Raw genomic sequence first — 20,154 nt, forward strand, 5'->3', positions numbered from 1 at the left:
GCGTCCTTCCCGGTTCGTCGAAAAAGCCACCTTCGGGTGGCTTTTTCGTTCCCTGGCTTTGGGGCTGGAGCCGTCACATCGAGGGCGGGATTGGCATGGCCTCCGAGCCGGGCCCCAGCGGCTGCCCGTAACTGAATTCGACATAGTTGCCGGCCGGGTCGCGCAGGCCGCAGTAATAGCCCACCGGGTAGGGTTCCTCCCGTGGCGCCCAGATCAGGCAGCCCGCGTCCTGTGCTTCCTGGGCGATCCGGTCCACTTCCGCGTGGCTGTCGACGGCAAAACCGAAGTGGCTGTAGTCGTCGCTGGCCAGGTGGCGTGCCTCGCCGCCGGGCATGATGACGAAGATGAAGCTGTGTTCCTTGCCCGGTTCGGCCATCCAGACGATCCGCGAGCCCTTGCCCTCGCGCTGATGGATGATGCGCATGCCGCAGAAGCGCTCGTAGAAGGCGATGCAGGCGTCCAGGTCGGGAACGTGCAGGGCGAGGTGGGTCAGGCTCGGTCGCATGGGAATACCTCCTTCGGTTCCTCGCAGGATAGGTCAGGGCGTATAAGGTATGCTGCCTGGCATATCCACGCGGAGAAGCATGATGTCTTTCGATTTTGACCTGTTCGTCATCGGCGCCGGTTCCGGCGGTGTGCGCGCCGCGCGTTTCGCGGCGGGCTTCGGTGCGCGGGTCGGCGTCGCGGAGAGCCGCTATCTGGGCGGCACCTGCGTCAACGTCGGCTGCGTGCCCAAGAAGCTGCTGGTCTATGGCGCTCACTACCATGAAGACTTCGAGCAGGCCGCCGGTTTCGGCTGGACAACCGAGGGCGCGAAATTCGACTGGCCGACCCTGATCGCCAACAAGAACCGCGAAATCCACCGCCTCAATGGCATTTACCGCAATCTCCTGGTCAACAGTGGTGTAACGCTGCTCGAAGGCCATGCGCAACTGCGCGACGCACATACCGTCGAGGTCGACGGCCAGCGCTTCACGGCCAAGCACATCCTGCTTGCAACCGGCGGCTGGCCGCAGCTACCGGATATTCCCGGCAAGGAGCACGCCATCACTTCCAACGAGGCGTTCTTCCTCGAGCAGCTGCCGCGTCGCGTGCTGGTAGTGGGGGGCGGTTATATCTCGGTGGAGTTCGCTTCGATCTTCCATGGCCTGGGTGCCCAGACCACCTTGCTGTACCGCCGTGAGCTGTTCCTGCGCGGCTTCGACCGCAGCGTGCGCGAACACCTGCGCGACGAGCTGACCAAGAAGGGCGTCGACCTGCAGTTCAATGCCGATATCGCCCGCATCGACAAGCAGCCCGACGGCACGCTGCTGGCCACCCTCAAGGATGGCCGTGTGCTGGAGGCGGATTGCGTGTTCTACGCCACCGGCCGCCGTCCGATGCTGGACAACCTGGGGCTGGAGAACGTTGCGGTCGAGCTGGATGAGCGTGGCTTCATCAAGGTGGACGAGGCGTATCGCACCAGCGAGCCGTCCATCCACGCCATCGGCGATGTGATCGGCAAGGTGCAGCTGACTCCGGTCGCGCTGGCCGAAGGCATGGCGGTGGCGCGGCACCTGTTCCGCCCGGAGGAGTACCGCCCGGTGGACTACAAGCTGATCCCGACGGCCGTGTTCAGCCTGCCCACCATCGGCGCCGTCGGGCTGACCGAGGATGAAGCGCGCGCTGCCGGCCACAAGGTCAAGCTCTTCGAGAGCCGCTTCCGTCCGATGAAGCTGACCCTGACCGAGTGCCAGGAACGGACCCTGATGAAGCTGATCGTCGATGCCGAGAGCGACAAGGTGCTGGGCTGCCATATGGTCGGCCCGGATGCCGGGGAAATCCTCCAGGGGATCGCCATTGCGCTGAAGGCCGGGGCGACCAAGCGGATATTCGACGAAACCATCGGCATCCACCCGACTGCCGCGGAAGAGTTCGTTACCCTGCGGACGCCGGTCGGCGCCTGACCCAGATCGTCACGGCGGAAACGAAAAAGCCGGTGCATTGCACCGGCTTTTTTGTGGGTCTGAGACGCCCCTCAGTTGGCGCGCTCCAGCGGCGCATGGGTGGCCTCCTGGCGCTGGGAGTAGCGCTGGGCGAGCACCGCGCAGACCATCAGCTGGATCTGGTGGAACAGCATCAGCGGCAGCAGGATCACGCCCACGCTGCTGCTGGCGAACAGCACCGAGGCCATGGGCACGCCGGTCGCCAGGCTCTTCTTCGAGCCGCAGAAGACGATGGTGATTCGGTCTTCCACGGAGAAACCGAGGTAGCGACCGAGCAGGTTGGTGGCGATGAGCACCAGGGCCAGCAGCACGCAGCAGGCGACCGTCAGGCCGGCCAGTGCGGGCAGCGGGATCTGGTGCCAGAGCCCCTGGATCACCGCGGCGCTGAAGGCGGTGTAGACCACCAGCAGGATCGATCCCTGGTCGACGTAGCGCAGCACCGGCTTGTGGCGGTCGACCCAGGCGCCGATCCAGGGGCGCAGCAGCTGGCCGGCCATGAAGGGCACCAGCAGTTGCAGGGTGATCTTGCCGATGGCGTCGAGGGTCGACATGCCGGTCTCGCCCTGGGTGCCGAGCAGCAACTGCACCAGCAGCGGAGTGACGAAAACGCCCAGCAGACTGGAGGCGGAAGCGCTGCAGATCGCCGCCGGAATGTTGCCGCGCGCCAGCGAGGTGAAGGCGATCGCCGATTGCACGGTGGCGGGTAGGGCGCACAGGTAGAGCATGCCCAGGTACAGCTCCGGAGTGACCAGCGGCGACAGCACCGGCTTGAGTGCAACACCGAGGATCGGGAAGAGAATGAAGGTGCAGGCGAATATCAGCAGGTGCAGGCGCCAGTGGGTGGCACCGGCGATGATCGCCTGGCGCGACAGCTTGGCGCCGTGGAGGAAGAACAGCAGCGCGATGCCCAGGTTGGTGATCCAGCCGAAGATCACCGCCGCCGTGCCTTCGCAGGGCAGCAGGCTGGCGACTGTCACGGTGGCGATCAGCGCCAGGGTGAAGTTGTCGGGAAGCAGGCGTGGGCGAGCCATGGGCACATCTCTCGTGTTGTTGTGTAAGTGACCGCGCCCGGCGGAAGCGGGCGGTAGCTTGCACTCTAGTCACGACGGAATTTGCCGGCTAACGCCAGAGAGCCAGATTATGTCGCTGAACGGACAGTCCTTGGCTCATCGACATGCAGATCGACCGAGCAGACGCTGACCATCCCGCGCATGCGCTGGGCGATCACTTCGGCGCGGTACCGGGGCAAGGTGTTCACCCGCAAGGCGATGTCCAGCCAGTCCTCCCGCCGCGAGGCCTCGACCTCCATCGGTACATGGCCCTGCAAGGCGAACTGGTTCAGCAGCCGGCAGAGGATATCGGCGTCGATCTCGGCGCGAATCAGGTAGCGAACGTCGGCAGCGGTTTCGGCCGGAACCGGGCGATCCTGTTGATCCAGGGAGAAGTCGGGGAGGGTGAGCGCGAGAAGGGTCATGGCAGCCGGCCGTTCGGGAGGGGAGTTAAGGAGATTGTGCGGGCTGCCGGGAGGATTTATTTGCCTGTTTCCTGCATGGCTGGATGAATTTGTGCATTAATGATTCTCTATGGACTAACTTCGAGAATGATTAATGCCGGTTTCTCTGGATGCCCAAGACAAGAAGATCCTCGCCCTGTTGCAGGAGGAGGCGACGCTCTCCACCGCCGAGATCGCCGAACGCATCGGTCTGTCGCAGTCGCCGTGCTGGCGTCGGATTCAGCGCTTGAAGGACGAGGGCGTGATCCGCAAGCAGGTGACCCTGCTGGATCGCAAGAAGATCGGCCTGAACACCCAGATATTCGCCCAGGTGAAGCTCAATGCCCATGGGCGCAACCACCTGACGGATTTCGCCCAGGCCATCGGTGAGTTCCCCGAGGTGCTCGAGTGCCATGTGCTGATGGGGGCGGTGGACTTCATGCTGCGCATCGTCACGGAGGACGTGGATGCGTATGAGCGCTTCTTCTTCGAGCGGCTGTCCCAGGTACCGGGCGTGCAGGAGATCAACTCCATCGTCGCCCTGTCCGAGATCAAATCCACCACCAGCCTGCCGTTGCCGCGCGGCTGAAGGGCGCCGGTGTGGCCGGCGCCCGGGCGGTCACACGCCGCCGAGGTAATCCATCTTGCCGACTTCCACGCCGTTGTGGCGCAGGATGTCGTAGGCGGTGGTGATGTGGAAATAGAAGTTCGGGTTGACGAAGCCGAGCAGGAAGTCGGCGCCCGTGAAGCTGACTTCGCGGGTGCGCAGCTTCAGCTCGATGGTGCGGTTCTCCGCGCCTTCGAACTGCTCGGGCTTCAGGGTCTTGAGGAAATCGACTGTCTTGCTGATCCGCGCCTGCAGCTCGGCAAAGGTGGTTTCATCGTCGGCGAAGCTCGGCACCTCGACGCCGGCCAGGCGCGCGCCGGCGCCCTTGGCGGAGTCGCTGGCGATCTGCACCTGGCGCGCCAGCGGGAACATGTCCGGGGCGAGGCGGGCGTTGATCAGGACGGATGGGTCGATGGACTTGGCTTCGGCATGGGCTTGGGCCTTGGCGAGGATCGCCGAGAGGTTGCCGAGCATGCGGATGAAGACGGGAACGGAGGCCTGGTAGATCGAGAAGGACATGCTGCGTACTCCAGACAGGGAAAAGGGCGCTCGTCGCGGGGACGGCTGTCGGAGTCTACTGCCGGGCCGGCGTGCTGTCGCCTGGCTTCAACGCCCGGCGACACGGGGTGATGGACAGCGGCTGGAATCTACCTCGCCGACATAGGGATTGCCCCAGCCCATCACGCAGCCGACCATCTGGTTGCGCTGACGCTCCCAGGTTTCCACCGGGTACTGCTTGCTCCAGGCGGTGAACAGCTGGCGGTCCTGCTTGGACAACTTCAGGCCATAGCGGTCGCTCATGTAGAAGTAAGTGCGGGCGATCATCCCGCGGATCTGCGGGCGGGGCATGGCCTTCTTTGCCTTGAAGTCGATGACCATCGGGCAGGCGCCGTACTGCGGGGGCTGCTTCGGCAGCCAGCTATAGCTGAAGTTGCTTCGGTCGCCGTTGACCTCGCCGATGCTCGGTACCAGGTTGAACAGGTCGGCCTCCGCCTTCTGGTAGACGCGGTCGTGCCGCGAACAGTTGCTGCGTCCGCCGCTCTGCCAGCACTGGCGCTGGTGGCCGATCACCCAGGCCGGGACGATGTGCTCCCACTCGATGCGCGAGGCGCGCTTGGCGTTCTTGCGCGGGGTGTAGCCGCAACTCTTGAGGTCCACCGTGTTGCCGCTGTAGCGGCAGCCGCAATAGAACTCCACCGACTGCCGGGCATAGAGCTTGCGGCCGACCTTCTTGGCTTCCTCGAAGGTGCGCGGTGCGGCGGCGGAGGCAACGGCGGGAATGGCGAGAATCAGCAGCAGGGACAGGCAGCGTCGGAACATGAGGTATTCCTTACGAAAGTCGCTGCATCTTACTGATTGAGAAAGAATTGCCAATCGTGGCAATCGAATGGCAAGGCTGCCTGGAGCCTGCTGGAGCAGGTTGGAATAGGGTTTTGCCGTAGCGGGGGTGGCGATCAGTGGATTTTCTTTATATTTAGGATTATGTTTTTTCTATAACTATATGAAATTTAATGATTTATAGGGTTTGTCGCTATTCGGGATCTGGCCTGCACAACCCTGGGATGGATTGGTATCCTGAAGCCTTTCCAGATATCCCGGAGCATCCCATGAAGAGTCTCGGAAGCCTGGCGCTCATTGCCTGCTGCGCTCTGGCGACGCCGGTGCTGGCGCAGCAGAGGTTCTCCGGTCACGTAGAGCCCCAGCCCCAATACCAGCGGCAATCCTCGTCCCCGTCGCAGTGGCAGCAATCGCCGCCGGTGATCCAGCGCATTTATGTCAGTCCGGGGGCCAGCGGCAGTGTGGACAGCTCGTCGAGGTGGCAACGCAATGACGGATACGGCGGCGTGCAGGTGCCGCGCGGCTATGGTGAGTCGCGTTCGAGCACGGTGATCATCAATCAGTCCGGAGGGGGTATCCGGCAAAGCATCGAATACCCCAATGGCGCGGTGTACCCGGTGACGCGGCCCTGACGTCAGTCGCGCTGGTCGTCGCGGGTCAGGCGGGATTTGCGCAGGCCGCCGTGGCTGTAGAACAGCCCGGTATCGCCGCGCCAGTGGAAGAGTGTGGCAAGGAAGGCGGAGCTGATACGGCCGACGTCCCAGCTGCGCAGTTTGCGGTAGGCCCAGTGCCAGCTGTCGGCATTCGAGGAGTCGCCCATGGAATCGTCCTTGATTCGAAAAGCGGAAGTACAAGGACGTTAGTGCGCAGGACGGGCCTGCGCAAGTCTCCGCTCCCGCGCACAGTTCGGCGGTCAGCTGGCCGCCGCCTCCTCGACGTATTCCTTGAGCCAGCGCAGCACCTCCACGGCGTCCCAGCGGCTGGGGTCGAACATTGCATAGGCCTGTCCCTGGTAGCCGACCACGTCCAGCGGGCGGTGGTAGCCGGCGCGTTGCAGCAGCGCCTCGATCTCGGCGAAGCAGGCGTTGAAGTGCGTGCGGCTGAAGGGGGTCTTGCCTTCGGTGACCAGCCCCTCGAGGAGCAGTTCCTCGACGGCTTCGCGCACTTCGTCGATGTCCATGTGATTCACGGTGTACTTCAGCTGATGGATGCTCACCATCGCTCGCTCCTTGAGAGGGACCGACCCTCGTAATACGGCGCTCCGTGATGTCGGTTCGTCGCGCCTTTGTCGTCGTTGAGCGAATGTTCTCAAAATACTGTATGCATGAACAGTATTTTGTGATTACTATTGCCTCGCTGTCTGACCGAATCCATGGAAGCCCGCAGGCGCCCGAATGGCGTCCGGGGCCCGTCGACGAATGAGGAGGGTGTAGCGATGCTGGGGAAACTGATGGCGTGCGGGATGCTGGCGGTACTGGCTGGCTGCGCGGAACCGCCGATGGACGTGCCCAGGGCCAATGGCGCCTATCTGATCATCGAGGGGCGCGAGGCCTGGGCGGTGCTGATCGCCGACGGCAAGCGCATCGAAGAGCGCGGCACGGTGCATGACGCCATCCGCCTGCCGAAGGCGCGCTCCAGCATCGCCGCCAGTTATGTGATCGACACTCCCAACTGCGGCCGGCTGCAGTGGCTGACCGAGACGGAAGGTGATTCCGTGGTGCGCTTGACGCCTGGCGATGATGAGCAGGACCTGTCCGCCTGCCGGATCAGCGGCGGCCTCAGCCGGGCCTGGACGGCCCTGGATTATTCGAGCTGACGGCGTCTCGTCGGGCGACGAAATTTGTTGCAAATACTGATGAAGCCTTCACGTTTTTTTCACGAGAGTGAGGGGAGTATGGCTTTCAGCTAAAGGATTAGCTCCCCATGAAAAAGCCCGCATACGAGCGGGCTTTTTTATGCCTGTCATCTGGCCGGGCGCAGTCGCCAGCGATGGCCGCGAACGGTCAATTGCGCGTGACCTGGAAGGCCTCGCCGGTGGCGAAGAAGGCGCCGCCGGCCTGGTAGTGGATGGTGCGCAACTCATCGTTGGGGAAGTGCCAGCGACCGTTGGAGAAGGCGCGCTCGTCCGCGTAGGCGGCCACCACCTCGGCGATGAACAGGTCGTATTTTTCCTGGTTGTTCGGCTCGCTGATCACCTTGCATTCCAGATAGGCCACGCAGCCCTCGACGATCGGCGCTTCGATGTGGCGTGCCCGCGTGGTGCGGATATCCAGTTGCTCGAACTTGTTCATCTCGCCGCCATTGCTGGAGCCGACCGCCAGGGTCAGTTCCGCCTGCTGGCGCGAGGGCAGCTGGATGACGAAGGCTCCGGAGTTTTCCACCAGGTGACGTGACCAGGTGTTGCGGTCGAGCACCAGCAGCAGCTTGGGTGGGTCGAAGTCCAGCGGCATGACCCAGGCGGCGGCCATTACATTGGCAACGCCGTTGTGTTCGCTAGTGACCAGGGTGCTCGGGCCGTGGTTGAGCAGCAGGTAGGCCTTGGCCAGCGGCACGTCTTTCAGGTGACTCATTGAGTGTTCCTCGGGGCTGGGCTCAGAGCAGCAGGCCGTCCACCGGCTTCAGCGGTTCGGGCAGGGGCGTCTCGCCGAGGATTTCCAGCACGGCGATTTCCAGGTTGCGGCTCATGGCGTCCAGCGGCAGGTCGTTGGGTTGGGTGTCGAACGGGTCGGCGATCTGGTCACCCAGGGCGTCCAGCCCGAAGAAGGTGTAGGCCAGCACGCACACCGCCAGTGGGGTGAACCAGCCAATGCTGTCGACCAGGCAGAATGGCAGCAGGAAGCAGTAGACGTGCACGATGCGGTGCAGCATCAGGATGTAGGGGTAGGGAATCGGGGTGTTGCGGATGCGCTCGCAGCCGCCGAGTACGTAGGAGAGCCGGGTCATCTGCTGGTCGATGGCGGCCAGGGTGATGTCGCCGGCACCGGCCTGCCGGGCGCGCTCGGCAAAGCGCTGGCCGAGGCTGGCCAGCAAGGCGTTGGTCGGGGAGGCGGTGGTGTCCAGCGCGGTCGCTTCTTCGGTGCCGAGCAGGCGGCGCACGTCCTCGCTCTGCGGGTTGCCGCGCAGTTGGTCGCGTAGCACATAGGCAAAGGCGATCAGCGGGTTGCACAGGCTGCGGCGGGCTTCCGGGTCTAGGTCCGGCAACAGCGAGCGGGTCTGGCGGGCCAGGTTACGCGTCACGATCAGCAGCTCGCCCCACAGGGTGCGTGCCTCCCAGAAGCGCTGGTAGGCCACGTTGTTGCGAAAGCCCAGGAAGATGGCCAGCGTCAGGCCCCAGAGGGTAAAGGGCGTAGAGGTGATGACCACCTTGTAGTGGTAGAGCGTGCCGTGGGTGGCCACCACCAGCGAACTGAGCAGCACCGTGTAGAGCACCTTGCGCCAGATGGCCGGGATGATCGAGCCCTTCAGCGAGAACAGCAGGACCCAGAGTGTCGGGGTTTGCGGGCGGAGGATCATGCGGCGGCGTCCGGAAGCGGTGGAGCGGGCATGATAGCTGAGACGAGCGGTCAGGAGGGCTCGAGCGTAGGGCGTATAACGCTCCGCGTTATACGCCGTTTGACCTTGGCCTCCGGGCTCTCCAGGGTTGACCTTGGAGCGGACGATGGACGCGGTGAATCGGCGTACAACCGCGAACGGTTGTACGCCCTACGGTAAGGTTCAGCCTTGCTGGTAAAGCTTCACGATCGCCGAGAAGTCCAACTGGCCGTTGCCCTGGTTGCTGAAGGTCTGGAACAGCTGCTGGGCCAGTGCGCCGAGCAGTACCGGTTGGCGCACCTGGCGTGCGGCCTCGCTGGCCAGCCCCAGGTCCTTGAGCATCAGGTCGGTGCCGAAGCCGCCGCTGTAGCCGCGCGCCGCCGGGGCGCCGGTGAGCGGGTTGTTCACCTCCGAGCTCCAGCAGCGGCCGCTTGAGGTGTTGATGATGCCGGCCAGCACTTCCGCGTTCATCCCCAGCTTCACGCCCAGGGACATGGCTTCCGCCACGCCGATCATGGAAATACCCAGCAGCAGGTTGTTCGCCACCTTGGCCACCTGGCCGTTGCCGGCGCCGCCGCAGTGCACGATGTTCTTGCCCATGGCCGCCAGCACCGGGCGTGCGCGTTCGAAGTCGGCCGGCTCGCCGCCAACCATGAAGGTCAGGGTGCCCGCTGTGGCACCGGCGGTGCCGCCGGAGACCGGCGCATCCAGCATCGGGTTGCCGTGGGCCTGGGCGGCGGCGGAGACCTCGCGGGCGTTCAGCGGGTCGATGGTCGACGAGTCGATCAGCAGCACGCCGGGCTGCACGTTGGCCAGCAGGCCGTCGTCGCCGAGGAAGACCAGCTTCACGTGGGCAGCGGCGGGCAGCATGGTGATGATCACCTCGACGTCGTCGCGGGCCACTTCGGCGGGCGAGGCAAGCGCGCGGGCGCCGAGGGCGACGGCCGCTTCCACGGCCTTGGCGGAGAGGTCGAAGACGCTCAGGTCGAAGCCGGCCTTGAGCAGGTTGGCGGCCATGGGGCCGCCCATGTTGCCGAGTCCGATGAAGCCGATGCGCATGGGGTTGTCCTCTTGTTCTGATGGTCGGACAGGAAACAGGCCCCGGCCCGCCAGCATCCTGGCTGGCGTCCGGGGCGGTTGGGGCGGGAAGGGCTTACTTGAGGTGGATGGTGGTATTCACCGCGCCACCGACTTCGTTCTCGTCGAACCAGCGTTCGGTGACGGTTTTGGTCTGGGTGTAGAACTGCACCACCTGCTTGCCGTACGGGCCGAGGTCGCCCAGCTTGGAGCCGCGCGAGCCGGTGAAGGAGAACATCGGCACCGGCACCGGGATCGGCACGTTGATGCCGACCTGGCCCACGTCGATCTCTTCCTTGAAGTGCCGTGCGGCGGCGCCGGAGCGGGTGAACAGGGCGGTGCCGTTACCGTTGGGGTTGGCGTTGATCAGCTCGATGGCCTCGTCGAAGGTCTTCGCCGACACCACGCAAAGTACCGGGCCGAAGATTTCTTCGCGGTAGATGGTCATCTGCGGGGTGACGCCGGAGAAGACGGTCGGGCCGACGAAGTTGCCCTTGGCGTAGCCGGCGACCTGCGGGTTGCGGCCGTCCAGCTCCAGCTTGGCGCCTTCCTGGGCGCCGCGTTCGATCAGGCCGCTGACACGGTCCAGCGCTGCGCAGGAAACCAGCGGGCCGACATCGGTATTGGCTTCGGTACCGCCGCTGACCTTGAGGCTCTTGGCCTTGGCCACCAGGTCGGGAATCCATTCGTTGGCCTCGCCGACGAGAATCGCCACCGACAGGGCCATGCAGCGCTGCCCGGCGGCACCGAAGGCGGCGCCGGCGATGGCATTCAGGGTCTGCTCCTTGTTGGCGTCGGGCAGCACGATGGCGTGGTTCTTCGCACCCATCATGCACTGCACGCGCTTGCCGGCCTGCGAGGCGCGGTTGTAGACGTGGGTGCCGACACGGGTCGAGCCGACGAAGGAAACGGCCTTGATGTCCGGATGGTCGCAGATCGCGTTCACCACGTCCGGGCCACCATGGATGACGTTGAGCACGCCCGGCGGCACGCCGGCTTCATGGGCCAGTTCGACCAGGCGCATGGTCACCATCGGGTCCTGCTCGGAGGGCTTGAGGACGAAGGTGTTGCCGGTGGCGATCGCCATCGGGAACATCCACAGCGGGATCATCGCCGGGAAGTTGAAGGGGGTGATGCCGGCGCAGACGCCGATGGGCTGCAGCAGGGTGAAGGTATCCACGCCGCCGGCCACGTTGTTGGCCAGCTCGCCCAGTTGCAGGTTGCCGATGCCGGCAGCGTGCTCGACCACTTCCAGGCCACGGAATACGTCGCCTTCAGCGTCTGGCAGGGTCTTGCCCTGTTCGGCGGTGAGGATCGCCGCCAGCTCCTTCATGTTCTCGCGAATCAGCTGCTGGTACTTGAGGAAGATGCGCGCGCGGGCGCCGATGGGGGTTTTCTTCCAGGTCTTGAACGCGGCCTTGGCGCTGGCGACGGCGCGGTCGACTTCCTCTTGCGTGGCGAAGGGCACGCGGGCGAGGACTTCCTGGGTGGCGGGGTTGATCACATCGCGCCATTCGGAGGTGGTGGACTCGACGGGCTTGCCGTCGAGGAACAGTTTGACGGTAGGGACGGCAGTTGCGGTCATCGGGATTCTCCCAGCCTGAGGCTTTCTTGTTGTCTGAACCGATCCTAACAGTGCATTTTTGATGTTCTCAATGCGGTGATGTGCAAGTATGGTCTGCGTTTTTGCACAACTGCCGCAGAGTGGGGCGATTCATGGATTGGGATAACCTGCGTTTCTTCCTCGAACTCTCCCGCGCCGGCAAGCTCACCGTCGCTGCCCGCCGCCTGGGCGTGGACCACACCACGGTCGCCCGCCGCCTGCAGGCGCTGGAGAAGAGTATCGGCGCGCAACTGCTGGTGCGCGAGCCGGGCGGTTACCGGCTGACCGAGGCCGGCCACGGCCTGCTGCCCCAGGCCGAGGCGATGGAAAGTGCCTGCAAGGTGATCGAGAAGCGCCTGGCGGGAGCCGAGGACAATCTCTCCGGCAAGGTGCGCATCGGCGCCACCGAAGGTTATGGCTCGACCCTGCTGACCTCGCAACTGGTAGAGCTGAACCGCCGCCACCCGCACCTGGGCGTGGACCTGCTGGCGGTGCCACGGGCGTTGCAGCTGTCGCGCCACGAGGCGGACATCGTGATCACTCTGGAACGGCCGGGACGCGGCCCCTACCTGATCACCCGGCTGACCGACTATGTGCTGCGGCTCTACGCCTCGAAGGACTACCTGGCCGAACGCGGACCGATTCGCAATCGCGATGACCTGCGCGATCACGCGCTGGTGGGCTACGTCGACGACCTGCTGTACAGCAAGGAGCTGCAATACCTCGACGAGATCGGCCGGCCGCTGCACATGGCGCTGCGGTGCACCAGCATCCTCGCCCAGCAGCGGGCGGTGGCGGAAGGCGCCGGGCTGGCGATCCTGCCGGCGTTCGCGGCGAGCGAAGACCCGTCGCTGCAACCGGTGCTGGCGGGGGAGATCGAATTCGTGCGGACCTTCTGGATGCTGATGCCCACCGAGCTCAAGGACATCGCGCGGATGCGCACGACCTGGGATTTCCTGCGGGAGAAGGCGGAGGGGAGCCAGGATGCGCTGATGGGGCGGGTGGGATAGCAGGGCGTGCATGGCACGCCTATCGCGGGCAAGGTCCGCTACCTACCTGTGAGTTCGGCGCTCTGATCGGCCCTCACCCTAACCCTCTCCCAAGGGGAGAGGGGACCGTTCGGGGCAGGATGAAACCATGGCGTCAGCCGGCACAATCTGCCCCCTCTCCCTGAGGGAGAGGGCTGGGGTGAGGGGGAAGCACAGGCACGGATTTATCCAGGGGGCTGCGAGCTTTTGTAGGAGCGGAGCTTCTCCGCGAAGGGCGGACATAGTCCGCCTTCAGGCGTTACGCCAGACCGACGTAAAGGTTCTGCACGTCGTCGTTGCCGTCCAGAGCATCGAGGAAGGCTTCGACCTCTTCCAGCTCCGCGCCGGACAGGCTGACCGGGTTCTTCGCCTTGTAGCCCAGCTTGGCCGAGGCGACGGTGAAGCCGTGCTCGGGCAGGGCGCGGCAGACGGCGTCCAGGTCGGTGGAGTCGGTGAGGAACAGCGTGTCGCCGTCTTCCTCGCCCGGCTCGAAGTCCTGGGCGCCGGCTTCGATGGCGGCCAGTTCCGGATCGGCATCGGCGCTGGCCGGGGTGGCCTCGACCATGCCCAGGTAATCGAAGTCCCAGGCTACCGAGCCGGAAGCGCCCAGCTGGCCCTTGCGGAACAGCACGCGGATTTCCGCGACGGTGCGGTTCACGTTGTCGGTCAGGCACTCGACGATCACCGGCACGCGGTGCGGGGCGAAGCCTTCGTAGACTACACGCTCGAAGCTGGCGCCGCCGTCCAGCAGGCCGGCGCCTTTCTTGATGGCGCGCTCCAGGGTGTCGCGGGGCATCGAGGCTTTCTTGGCCTGCTCGACGACCAGACGCAGTTTCGGGTTCATGTCCGGATCGGCGCCGTTACGCGCGGCGATCATGATTTCCTTGGACAGTTTGCCGAAGATGCGGCCCTTGGCGTTAGCTGCGGCTTCTTTGTGTTTGGCTTTCCACTGGGCGCCCATAGTGATCTCTAGCTGGCGGTGACTGATAGGCGGCAAGTCTAAGGGCTGGCGCGGCCGCTGGCGATATCTGGCGGACCGGCGAGGCTTTTGGTAGGAGCGAGCAAGCTCGCTCCTACAGGGGTAGATCGCCCTGGGCGGAGAGGAACTCATACAGCCGCTCATCCAGCGAATGCGCGACGTTGAAGCGCATCCACGGCACGCTGCGCCCGTCGGGCATGAACAGCTGGCCGGGGAACAGCAGGATCTTCGCCTCCTTGGCGCGGCCGGCGAGCAGGGTGGCGTCGTCCACCGCGCGGTGGCGGGCCCAGAGGAACAGCCCGGCGCGGGGCTCGTGGAAGATTTCCAGGCCGGCCGCCTCCAGCCGCCGCGCCACGCTGTCGTGGGCCTCGCTGAGCTGGTCGCGCAACTGCTTCACATGCTTGCGGTGGCGGCCCTGCAGGAGGATGTCCAGCGCCAGGGTCTCGGTGAGCTCCGAGCTGGTCAGGCCGCTGACCATCTTCAGCGGCACCAGCTCCTCGATCAGTTCCGGGTGGGCCGCGATGAAGCCGGTGCGCAGCGCCGGGGCGATGACCTTCGACAGGCTGCCGATATAGATCACCCGCGCCAGTTGGTCGAGGTTGGCCAGCAGCATCTGCCCGGCGGGATCGAGGTCGGCGTAGATGTCGTTCTCGACGATGAGGAAATCGTACTTCTCCGCCAGTTGCAGCAGGCGGTGGCTGGCCGCCAGGGACAGACTGCCGCCGGTGGGGCTCTGCAACCGCGCCTGGGTGAAATAGACCTTCGGCCGGTGCTCGCGGGCCAGCTGTTCCAGGCGGTCCAGGTCCAGGCCGTCGGCGCTGCGCGGCACGCCCAGGAGCTGCGCGCCCTGCAGGCGCAGGTTGAGGAACAGGTTGTGGTAACCGGGCTCGTCCACCAGCACCGGGTCGCCGCGCTGCACCAGGTAGCGCACCGTCAGGTCCAGCGCCTGGCTGGCGCCGGCGGTCAGCAGAATTTGCTCGGGACTGGCGGCAACGCCGGCATCGGCAAGGCGGTCGGCCAGCTTGCCGCGCAGCTTCGGGTTGCCCTTGCTGTGGCCGTAGTTGCCGAACTGGGTCGGCTCCTCCCGCGCCAGGCTGCGCAGCCCGCGCAGCAGGCCTTCACCGTCGAGCCAGTGCTCGGGCAGCAGGCCGACGCCGGGGCGGATCTCCATGCCCAGCGGCTGGAAGACCTTGTGCAGCAGCAGGTGGGCGTCGAAGTCGAATTCCGGCGGTGCCTCGCTGCCGACGCTGTCTTCGACCACCGGGCCGCGCACGTAGAAACCGGCGTTGGGCACGGCGTTCAGGCAGCCGCGCGCCACCAGCCGGTCATAGGCCTCGACCACGGTGAAGTGGCTGACGCCATTGGCCTGGGCGAACTTGCGGATCGAGGGCAGCTTGGCGCCGGGGCGCAGGCGCTGCTCGTCGATGGCCTGGGCGATGCCGTCGACGATCTGGGTGACCAGGGGAATGTCCGAGGTGGGGTCGAGCAACAGCATCCGAAGGTCCGTTCAGGTAAGGGGAAATCTGTACAGGTCCGGCGACCATAACAGCACTGCAGGGGGGACCTTGTTCCTGTGCATGGTGCGCCGCGGCGCCGGCCAGCACTATCGGCCCGGTGATGCGGCAGCGCGCCGCACCGGCCTGATAACAAGGAACCGCCATGCGTGACACAGCTTACAACATCGATCCGTCCAGTATTTCCGCCGAAGAGTGGCAGGCGCGTTGCGACCTCGCCGCACTGTATCGGCTGATCGCCCACTTCCGCTGGACCGACCACATCGACACCCACATCTCCGCGCGGGTGCCGGGCGAGCCGGGGCATTACCTGATCAACCGCTACGGCGTGCTGTTCCACGAAATGCGCGCCTCGGACCTGGTGAAGGTCGACCACGCCGGCGACGTCATCGACCCGCGCTTCGGCCCGAAGAGCGTCAACCGCGCCGGCTTCAACATCCACTCGGCCGTGCATGCCGCCCGCGAGGACGTGGCCTGCGTGATCCATACCCACACCGCCGCCGGCATTGCCGTGTCCGCCCAGGAAGAAGGCCTGCTGCCGATCAGCCAGCACGCGCTGAAGTTCTACAACCGCCTGGGCTACCACGACTACGAGGGCATCGCCCTGGACCCGGACGAGCGCTCCCGCCTGGTGCGCGACCTGGGCAGCCACATGGTGATGATCCTGCGCAATCACGGCCTGCTGGCCACCGGACGTTGCATCGCCGAAGCCTTCAACCAGATCTACTTCCTCGAACGCGCCTGCCAGGCACAGATCCAGGCCCTGGCCGGCGGCCGCCAGCTGCGCTACCCACCGGAAGCCGTGTGCGAGCGCGTCGCCGTGCAGGAAGAGGAAGCCCTGGCCGACGGCCTGCACCTGCTCGCCTGGGAATCGGCGCTGCGCCTGATCGCCGACGGTGAGGCTGACTATCGCACTTGAAAAAGCGGGCGCAACTGACCCGCTATCACCGTGCTCCGGCCCGCAGAGGCCGGGCGCCTGCGTGCTTTAACCATCTGCCAACAACAAAGCCAAGAGGTGGAAATGAAGAACCCGATTCTGGGAGCCCTGCTCATGGGCGTGGCGTCCGGCGCCATGGCCGCGGACCTGACCGTGATCTCCTTCGGCGGCACCAGCAAGGACGTGCAGACCGAAGCCTTCTACAAGCCCTTCGAGAAGAAGGAAGGGATGAAGGTGATCGCCGGCGAGTACAACGGCGAGATGGGCAAGATCAAGGCCATGGTCGACACCGGCAGCGTCAACTGGGACGTGGTGCAGGTTGAAGGTCCGGAGTTGCTGCGTGGCTGCGACGAAGGCCTGTTCGAGCCCCTCGACCCGGCGCTGTTGGGCAAGACCGAGGACTACGTGCCCGGCACCGTCTCCGACTGCGGCGCCGGCCTGCTGGTGTGGTCGATGGCCATGGCGTACGACGCCAAGCGCCTGCCCAACGGCCCGACCGGCTGGGCTGATTTCTGGGACACCCGGAAATTCCCCGGCAAGCGCTCATTGCGCAAGGGCGCCAAGTACACCCTGGAAATCGCCCTGCTGGCCGATGGGGTGAAGAAGGAAGACCTGTACCAGGTGCTGGCGACGAAAGAGGGCGTGGACCGCGCGTTCAGGAAGCTCGACCAGATCAAGCCGTCGATCCAGTGGTGGGAGTCCGGCGCGCAGCCGATGCAGTTCCTCGCCAGCGGTGACGTGGTGATGAGCACCGCCTACAACGGCCGCGTGTTCGCCGCCCAGGAGGAGGGCGCGCCGATGAAAGTGGTGTGGAACGGCAGCCTGTACGCCATCGACTCCTGGGCGATTCCCAAGGGCAGTCCGAACAAGCAGGCCGCCGAGGATTTCATCGCCTTCTCGCTCAAGCCCGAGCAGCAGAAGATCCACACCGTGAAGCTGGGCTACGGCTCGGTCAACCTGGGCACCACCGCGTTGCTCGATCCGAAACTGGTCGAGCGCCTGAACACGGCGCCGGCGAACCTTGAACAGGCGGTGCCGGTGAACTTCGCGTTCTGGGTGGATCACGGGGAGGATCTGGAGCAGCGCTTCAATGCCTGGGCGGCGAAGGCGCCTTGAGGCACACGAAGCTCTATCGGTAGGGCGTACAACCGTTCGCGGTTGTACGCCGTTACACCGTGATTGCTGGCTGGCGCTATGGCCGGGCTCGAAGCGCTTTGTAGCAGGTTTCCAGGTTGGAAATGGAGCGCTCGGGAGCCATGGTCAAGCGGCGTATAACGTCGAACGTTATACGCCCTACGCTCGGTCGTCGATCAGCCGGCAGGTGCGGTTTGAGGCGGGTTCGCGAGCAAGCTCGCTCCTGCAGGTAAACGCCGGCGCCCATCCTGTAGGAGCGAGCTTGCTCGCGAACCGCATTGCACAAAAATCGCCCCTACACCCGCCGCCACACACTCGCCAACCACGGCTGCTGCTCCCGCGGCAGCCCCGCCGGCCGGTAGTAATGCTCCAGCTCCACGAAGCCTGCCGCCTCCAGCAACTGCTTCCAGCTCTCCCAATCGTGATAGGAACCGTAGCGCGGGCCGTTCCAGCCCTCGGCGTTTTCGCCCCGTGGGTTGGAGGCAAACAGTACGCCGCCTGGCTTCAGCGCGTCGCGCAGCTGGCCGAGCACGCGCGGCAGTTCCTGGCGCGGCACATGGAACAGGCTGGCGTTGGCGTAGATACCGTCGAAGCGTTCGGCGGGCAGGTCGAGGGCGAGGAAGTCCTGCAGCCACACCTCGCAACCACTGGCCTGGTGGGCCATGGCGACGAAGTTCGGGCAGCCGTCCAGCCCGACCGGCTGGTGCCCCATGGAGCGGAACACGCACAGGTCGCGGCCGGGGCCGCAGCCGAAGTCGAGCAGGGCGAAGGGCGGTTCGGCCTGGATATGGCGCAGCAGGGCGGCGATGTTCTGGCTGACATCGTGCTCCCAGGTGCCTTCGCGGAAGGCGTCGGCGGTGGCCTGGTAGTGCTCCAGGGTCAGCCGGGAAATATCGCGCAGGGTCTGGTCGTCGAGGCTCATGGCGGGCATCGGGTGATTCATCGGAGCTGTCATCTTAACGCGACTTTGAAAGTCAGCCGCGGCAAACGGCGACCCCTGTGCAGGCCTAGACTGGCGGCGTGACAGACCGGAGCACCGCCATGACCACCCTCGCACGACAGATCGCCGAACTGGACTGGCCGGCCCTCGCCGCGCGGCTAGATGCCAGCGGCCAGGCGCTGATTCCCGGCCTGCTCGACGCCGCCCGGTGCGAGGCATTGCGTGCGCTCTACGCGCAGGACAAGCCGTTCCGCAGCCGCGTGGTGATGGCGCGATACAATTTCGGTCTGGGCGAATACCGCTACTTCGCCTATCCCTTGCCCGCGTTGGTTCAGGCGCTTCGCGAGGCCTTCTACCCGCCGTTGCGCAGCATCGCCAATACCTGGCACGAACGCATGGACACCGGGATCAGCTATCCGGAAACGCACGCCGACTTCGTCGCCCAATGCCACGCGGCAGGACAATTGCGCCCGACGCCCTTGCTGCTGCGCTACCGCGCCGGCGACTACAACTGCCTGCACCAGGACCTCTATGGCGAACTGGCCTTCCCGCTGCAGGTGGCGATCCTGCTGTCCCGGCCCGGAGAGGAGTTCGAGGGCGGCGAGTTCGTCCTCACCGAACAGCGGCCGCGCATGCAGTCGCGGGTGGAAGTGGTGCCGCTCAGGCAGGGCGATGCCGTGGTGTTCGCCGTGGCACAGCGGCCGGTGCGGGGTGTGCGCGGCTATCACCGGGTGAACCTGCGCCATGGCGTCAGCCGCCTGCACAGCGGAGAGCGCTATACCCTCGGGGTGATCTTCCACGACGCGCTCTGAGCGTTACCATCGGTGCTTTCCATGGAATCAGGAATGCGGCATGCAGTACGACGTGATCCGGCCCCACCGCAGCGAATATCCCGAACCGATCACCTTCAGCAAGGGGACGGCACTGACGGTGGGTGAGCGCTATGAAGGTGAGGAAGGCTGGCAGGACTGGTACTTCTGTTCGACGGCCGGGCAGAAGGATGGCTGGGTGCCGGCGCAGGTCTTCCAGTTGACGGCTCCGGGCGCCGGAATCGCAATGGAGGATTACACCGCCCGCGAACTCGATGTCGAGGTCGGCGAGCGGCTGGAAGGCGGCCGGGAACTGGGCGGCTGGCGCTGGTGCAGCCGGGGCGACGGCGAGTCCGGCTGGGTGCCGCTGGCGTGCCTGTGCGAAGCCGGTCTCAGCGGACCCGGCCGAGCTTGATGGTCAGCGGCCAGCTCACGGCGCGCTCCGGTGCGTCGCCCCAGGCCTGGGCGAACTGCTCGCGCAGCGGCTCCACCGGGTCCAACCCGGTTGCGGCGCGGTAGCTGGCGACGGCGGACCAGCTTTCGAAGTAGCCCAGCAGGCGCGCCAGGTCCCAGGTCGCTTCCAGGGCGAAGGCCGGCGTCGGCACCCGCTCGAAGGGGAAGGCAATGGTTTCGTAGCCGGTTTCCACGTGCTTGCGCTCGGGCGCCCAGTAGGAGCCGACGACGTCGTGGTAGAGGTGGCTCACCAGGGCGTCCAGTTCCGGGGTGATGTTCAGCATGTTGTAGGAGATCACTGCCAGCAGTGCATCGGTCTGGGAGACGCGGTGCACCTCCTCGTAGAAGCGCGGCACGTCGAACCAGTGCAGTGCCTGGGCGACCAGGGTGAGGTCGACGCTGGCGGGTTCCAGCGAGGTGCTTTCCGCTGGTTCGCAGCGGTAGTCGACGTTGGGCAGGCGCGGCGCCTTGTCCAGCTGCGCGGCGTTGATGTCGGTGGCGATGACTTCGCCGAAGTGCTTCGCCAGGTCTTCGGTGGCCTGGCCCGAACCGCAGCCGCAGTCCCAGGCGCGCGCCGTGCCGGGCGCAGCCTGGGCCAGCCAGGCGAAGAAGGCCGGGTCGTAGGTCGGGCGGTTGGCGCGGTAGGCGTCGGACTGGGCGGTGAACAGCGAGCGCGTGTCGGTGCAGGTCGGCATGGCGGGCCTCGGCGCGGTGGGCGGGGCTCCAT

24 protein-coding genes are annotated in these 20,154 nt (G+C 65.5%); 9 read left to right on the plus strand and 15 right to left on the minus strand.

Features of this window, described 5'->3' with window-relative positions; genetic code table 11:
* Nucleotides 1–73: 73 nt before the first annotated feature.
* Nucleotides 74–505 (minus strand): VOC family protein, encoded by a 432-nt coding sequence (locus tag SD196_RS11425; RefSeq protein WP_275607531.1) that lies wholly within the window; start codon nucleotides 503–505, stop codon nucleotides 74–76.
* An 82-nt stretch (nucleotides 506–587) separates the two neighbouring features.
* Between SD196_RS11425 and gorA the strand changes: the two genes are divergently transcribed.
* Complete coding sequence (gene gorA, locus SD196_RS11430) at nucleotides 588–1,946, plus strand: glutathione-disulfide reductase (RefSeq protein WP_416311734.1); 1,359 nt, start codon at nucleotides 588–590, stop codon at nucleotides 1,944–1,946.
* 71 nt (nucleotides 1,947–2,017) lie between these two features.
* Here the strand turns inward: gorA and SD196_RS11435 are convergent, their stop codons facing one another.
* Both SD196_RS11435 and SD196_RS11440 read right to left on the minus strand, forming a co-directional pair.
* On the minus strand, nucleotides 2,018–3,016 hold the full coding sequence (locus SD196_RS11435; RefSeq protein WP_275607529.1) for a bile acid:sodium symporter family protein: 999 nt from the start codon (nucleotides 3,014–3,016) through the stop codon (nucleotides 2,018–2,020).
* A 107-nt stretch (nucleotides 3,017–3,123) separates the two neighbouring features.
* Nucleotides 3,124–3,459 carry a hypothetical protein gene (locus tag SD196_RS11440; RefSeq protein ID WP_275607528.1) on the minus strand — a complete coding sequence of 112 codons (336 nt, stop codon included), beginning with the start codon at nucleotides 3,457–3,459 and terminating at the stop codon, nucleotides 3,124–3,126.
* A 133-nt stretch (nucleotides 3,460–3,592) separates the two neighbouring features.
* Between SD196_RS11440 and SD196_RS11445 the strand changes: the two genes are divergently transcribed.
* Nucleotides 3,593–4,066 (plus strand): Lrp/AsnC family transcriptional regulator, encoded by a 474-nt coding sequence (locus SD196_RS11445; protein WP_207883204.1) that lies wholly within the window; start codon nucleotides 3,593–3,595, stop codon nucleotides 4,064–4,066.
* A 30-nt stretch (nucleotides 4,067–4,096) separates the two neighbouring features.
* Here SD196_RS11445 and SD196_RS11450 read toward each other — a convergent pair whose 3' ends face one another.
* Nucleotides 4,097–4,603, minus strand: coding sequence for a DUF1993 domain-containing protein (locus tag SD196_RS11450; protein ID WP_370601361.1), 507 nt, complete (start codon nucleotides 4,601–4,603; stop codon nucleotides 4,097–4,099).
* A gap of 87 nt (nucleotides 4,604–4,690) precedes the next feature.
* Entirely contained in the window at nucleotides 4,691–5,404 is a 714-nt protein-coding gene (locus tag SD196_RS11455; RefSeq protein ID WP_275607526.1) for an endonuclease I family protein, read from the minus strand.
* A gap of 287 nt (nucleotides 5,405–5,691) precedes the next feature.
* Between SD196_RS11455 and SD196_RS11460 the strand changes: the two genes are divergently transcribed.
* Nucleotides 5,692–6,054 carry a hypothetical protein gene (locus SD196_RS11460; RefSeq protein WP_275607525.1) on the plus strand — a complete coding sequence of 121 codons (363 nt, stop codon included), beginning with the start codon at nucleotides 5,692–5,694 and terminating at the stop codon, nucleotides 6,052–6,054.
* Between the two features lie 2 nt (nucleotides 6,055–6,056).
* Here the strand turns inward: SD196_RS11460 and SD196_RS11465 are convergent, their stop codons facing one another.
* Together SD196_RS11465 and SD196_RS11470 are read right to left on the minus strand one after the other, a co-directional pair.
* Nucleotides 6,057–6,242 carry a hypothetical protein gene (locus SD196_RS11465; RefSeq protein ID WP_275607524.1) on the minus strand — a complete coding sequence of 62 codons (186 nt, stop codon included), beginning with the start codon at nucleotides 6,240–6,242 and terminating at the stop codon, nucleotides 6,057–6,059.
* Nucleotides 6,243–6,335: 93 nt separating this feature from the next.
* On the minus strand, nucleotides 6,336–6,641 hold the full coding sequence (locus SD196_RS11470) for a transcriptional regulator (protein ID WP_416311469.1): 306 nt from the start codon (nucleotides 6,639–6,641) through the stop codon (nucleotides 6,336–6,338).
* Nucleotides 6,642–6,857: 216 nt separating this feature from the next.
* Between SD196_RS11470 and SD196_RS11475 the strand changes: the two genes are divergently transcribed.
* Nucleotides 6,858–7,238 (plus strand): hypothetical protein, encoded by a 381-nt coding sequence (locus SD196_RS11475; RefSeq protein WP_275607522.1) that lies wholly within the window; start codon nucleotides 6,858–6,860, stop codon nucleotides 7,236–7,238.
* Between the two features lie 187 nt (nucleotides 7,239–7,425).
* Here the strand turns inward: SD196_RS11475 and SD196_RS11480 are convergent, their stop codons facing one another.
* The 4 genes from SD196_RS11480 to SD196_RS11495 all read right to left on the minus strand — a co-directional run bounded on the left by SD196_RS11480 (nucleotide 7,426) and on the right by SD196_RS11495 (nucleotide 11,615).
* Complete coding sequence (locus tag SD196_RS11480; RefSeq protein ID WP_275607521.1) at nucleotides 7,426–7,992, minus strand: flavin reductase family protein; 567 nt, start codon at nucleotides 7,990–7,992, stop codon at nucleotides 7,426–7,428.
* 22 nt (nucleotides 7,993–8,014) lie between these two features.
* Nucleotides 8,015–8,935, minus strand: coding sequence for a bestrophin family protein (locus SD196_RS11485; protein ID WP_275607520.1), 921 nt, complete (start codon nucleotides 8,933–8,935; stop codon nucleotides 8,015–8,017).
* Nucleotides 8,936–9,136: 201 nt separating this feature from the next.
* Nucleotides 9,137–10,012: a 3-hydroxyisobutyrate dehydrogenase gene (gene mmsB / locus SD196_RS11490; protein WP_416311470.1), complete on the minus strand. Its 876-nt coding sequence runs from the start codon at nucleotides 10,010–10,012 to the stop codon at nucleotides 9,137–9,139.
* 94 nt (nucleotides 10,013–10,106) lie between these two features.
* Nucleotides 10,107–11,615, minus strand: coding sequence for a CoA-acylating methylmalonate-semialdehyde dehydrogenase (locus SD196_RS11495; RefSeq protein ID WP_275607518.1), 1,509 nt, complete (start codon nucleotides 11,613–11,615; stop codon nucleotides 10,107–10,109).
* A gap of 131 nt (nucleotides 11,616–11,746) precedes the next feature.
* Here SD196_RS11495 and SD196_RS11500 point away from each other — a divergent pair, with 131 nt between their 5' ends.
* Complete coding sequence (locus SD196_RS11500) at nucleotides 11,747–12,643, plus strand: LysR family transcriptional regulator (protein ID WP_416311471.1); 897 nt, start codon at nucleotides 11,747–11,749, stop codon at nucleotides 12,641–12,643.
* A 277-nt stretch (nucleotides 12,644–12,920) separates the two neighbouring features.
* Here the strand turns inward: SD196_RS11500 and SD196_RS11505 are convergent, their stop codons facing one another.
* Complete coding sequence (locus tag SD196_RS11505) at nucleotides 12,921–13,622, minus strand: YebC/PmpR family DNA-binding transcriptional regulator (RefSeq protein WP_207883228.1); 702 nt, start codon at nucleotides 13,620–13,622, stop codon at nucleotides 12,921–12,923.
* Between the two features lie 112 nt (nucleotides 13,623–13,734).
* Nucleotides 13,735–15,135, minus strand: a complete 1,401-nt coding sequence (locus tag SD196_RS11510; RefSeq protein WP_416311472.1) for a PLP-dependent aminotransferase family protein — start codon at nucleotides 15,133–15,135, stop codon at nucleotides 13,735–13,737.
* 164 nt (nucleotides 15,136–15,299) lie between these two features.
* On the opposite strand from SD196_RS11510, the gene SD196_RS11515 reads away from it, so the two are divergent.
* Nucleotides 15,300–16,073: a class II aldolase/adducin family protein gene (locus tag SD196_RS11515; protein ID WP_416311473.1), complete on the plus strand. Its 774-nt coding sequence runs from the start codon at nucleotides 15,300–15,302 to the stop codon at nucleotides 16,071–16,073.
* 102 nt (nucleotides 16,074–16,175) lie between these two features.
* Entirely contained in the window at nucleotides 16,176–17,207 is a 1,032-nt protein-coding gene (locus tag SD196_RS11520; protein ID WP_416311474.1) for an ABC transporter substrate-binding protein, read from the plus strand.
* 313 nt (nucleotides 17,208–17,520) lie between these two features.
* On the opposite strand, the gene SD196_RS11525 is transcribed toward SD196_RS11520, so the two are convergent.
* Nucleotides 17,521–18,147, minus strand: coding sequence for a class I SAM-dependent methyltransferase (locus SD196_RS11525; protein WP_416311735.1), 627 nt, complete (start codon nucleotides 18,145–18,147; stop codon nucleotides 17,521–17,523).
* Nucleotides 18,148–18,266: 119 nt separating this feature from the next.
* Between SD196_RS11525 and SD196_RS11530 the strand changes: the two genes are divergently transcribed.
* Together SD196_RS11530 and SD196_RS11535 are read left to right on the plus strand one after the other, a co-directional pair.
* Entirely contained in the window at nucleotides 18,267–18,977 is a 711-nt protein-coding gene (locus SD196_RS11530; protein WP_416311475.1) for a 2OG-Fe(II) oxygenase, read from the plus strand.
* 40 nt (nucleotides 18,978–19,017) lie between these two features.
* The gene (locus tag SD196_RS11535; RefSeq protein ID WP_416311476.1) at nucleotides 19,018–19,389 is read left to right on the plus strand and encodes an SH3 domain-containing protein; all 372 of its coding nucleotides are present in this window, start codon (nucleotides 19,018–19,020) and stop codon (nucleotides 19,387–19,389) included.
* Here SD196_RS11535 and SD196_RS11540 read toward each other — a convergent pair.
* Nucleotides 19,367–20,122 carry a class I SAM-dependent methyltransferase gene (locus SD196_RS11540; protein WP_416311477.1) on the minus strand — a complete coding sequence of 252 codons (756 nt, stop codon included), beginning with the start codon at nucleotides 20,120–20,122 and terminating at the stop codon, nucleotides 19,367–19,369. The two genes, SD196_RS11535 and SD196_RS11540, sit on opposite strands and share 23 nt — an antisense overlap.
* Nucleotides 20,123–20,154: the final 32 nt, after the last annotated feature.

The sequence above is a fragment of the Pseudomonas macauensis genome (assembly GCF_047902425.1).
Classification (GTDB): domain Bacteria; phylum Pseudomonadota; class Gammaproteobacteria; order Pseudomonadales; family Pseudomonadaceae; genus Pseudomonas.

Excerpts from the sequence above, each read along its gene's own strand:
- SD196_RS11425 (WP_275607531.1), bottom strand. The coding sequence starts at position 505 with ATGCGACCGAGCCTGACCCACCTCGCCCTGCACGTTCCCGACCTGGAC.
- gorA (WP_416311734.1), top strand. The coding sequence starts at position 588 with ATGTCTTTCGATTTTGACCTGTTCGTCATCGGCGCCGGTTCCGGCGGT.
- SD196_RS11435 (WP_275607529.1), bottom strand. The coding sequence starts at position 3,016 with ATGGCTCGCCCACGCCTGCTTCCCGACAACTTCACCCTGGCGCTGATC.
- SD196_RS11440 (WP_275607528.1), bottom strand. The coding sequence starts at position 3,459 with ATGACCCTTCTCGCGCTCACCCTCCCCGACTTCTCCCTGGATCAACAG.
- SD196_RS11445 (WP_207883204.1), top strand. The coding sequence starts at position 3,593 with ATGCCGGTTTCTCTGGATGCCCAAGACAAGAAGATCCTCGCCCTGTTG.
- SD196_RS11450 (WP_370601361.1), bottom strand. The coding sequence starts at position 4,603 with ATGTCCTTCTCGATCTACCAGGCCTCCGTTCCCGTCTTCATCCGCATG.
- SD196_RS11455 (WP_275607526.1), bottom strand. The coding sequence starts at position 5,404 with ATGTTCCGACGCTGCCTGTCCCTGCTGCTGATTCTCGCCATTCCCGCC.
- SD196_RS11460 (WP_275607525.1), top strand. The coding sequence starts at position 5,692 with ATGAAGAGTCTCGGAAGCCTGGCGCTCATTGCCTGCTGCGCTCTGGCG.
- SD196_RS11465 (WP_275607524.1), bottom strand. The coding sequence starts at position 6,242 with ATGGGCGACTCCTCGAATGCCGACAGCTGGCACTGGGCCTACCGCAAA.
- SD196_RS11470 (WP_416311469.1), bottom strand. The coding sequence starts at position 6,641 with ATGGTGAGCATCCATCAGCTGAAGTACACCGTGAATCACATGGACATC.
- SD196_RS11475 (WP_275607522.1), top strand. The coding sequence starts at position 6,858 with ATGCTGGGGAAACTGATGGCGTGCGGGATGCTGGCGGTACTGGCTGGC.
- SD196_RS11480 (WP_275607521.1), bottom strand. The coding sequence starts at position 7,992 with ATGAGTCACCTGAAAGACGTGCCGCTGGCCAAGGCCTACCTGCTGCTC.
- SD196_RS11485 (WP_275607520.1), bottom strand. The coding sequence starts at position 8,935 with ATGATCCTCCGCCCGCAAACCCCGACACTCTGGGTCCTGCTGTTCTCG.
- mmsB (WP_416311470.1), bottom strand. The coding sequence starts at position 10,012 with ATGCGCATCGGCTTCATCGGACTCGGCAACATGGGCGGCCCCATGGCC.
- SD196_RS11495 (WP_275607518.1), bottom strand. The coding sequence starts at position 11,615 with ATGACCGCAACTGCCGTCCCTACCGTCAAACTGTTCCTCGACGGCAAG.
- SD196_RS11500 (WP_416311471.1), top strand. The coding sequence starts at position 11,747 with ATGGATTGGGATAACCTGCGTTTCTTCCTCGAACTCTCCCGCGCCGGC.
- SD196_RS11505 (WP_207883228.1), bottom strand. The coding sequence starts at position 13,622 with ATGGGCGCCCAGTGGAAAGCCAAACACAAAGAAGCCGCAGCTAACGCC.
- SD196_RS11510 (WP_416311472.1), bottom strand. The coding sequence starts at position 15,135 with ATGCTGTTGCTCGACCCCACCTCGGACATTCCCCTGGTCACCCAGATC.
- SD196_RS11515 (WP_416311473.1), top strand. The coding sequence starts at position 15,300 with ATGCGTGACACAGCTTACAACATCGATCCGTCCAGTATTTCCGCCGAA.
- SD196_RS11520 (WP_416311474.1), top strand. The coding sequence starts at position 16,176 with ATGAAGAACCCGATTCTGGGAGCCCTGCTCATGGGCGTGGCGTCCGGC.
- SD196_RS11525 (WP_416311735.1), bottom strand. The coding sequence starts at position 18,147 with ATGAGCCTCGACGACCAGACCCTGCGCGATATTTCCCGGCTGACCCTG.
- SD196_RS11530 (WP_416311475.1), top strand. The coding sequence starts at position 18,267 with ATGACCACCCTCGCACGACAGATCGCCGAACTGGACTGGCCGGCCCTC.
- SD196_RS11535 (WP_416311476.1), top strand. The coding sequence starts at position 19,018 with ATGCAGTACGACGTGATCCGGCCCCACCGCAGCGAATATCCCGAACCG.
- SD196_RS11540 (WP_416311477.1), bottom strand. The coding sequence starts at position 20,122 with ATGCCGACCTGCACCGACACGCGCTCGCTGTTCACCGCCCAGTCCGAC.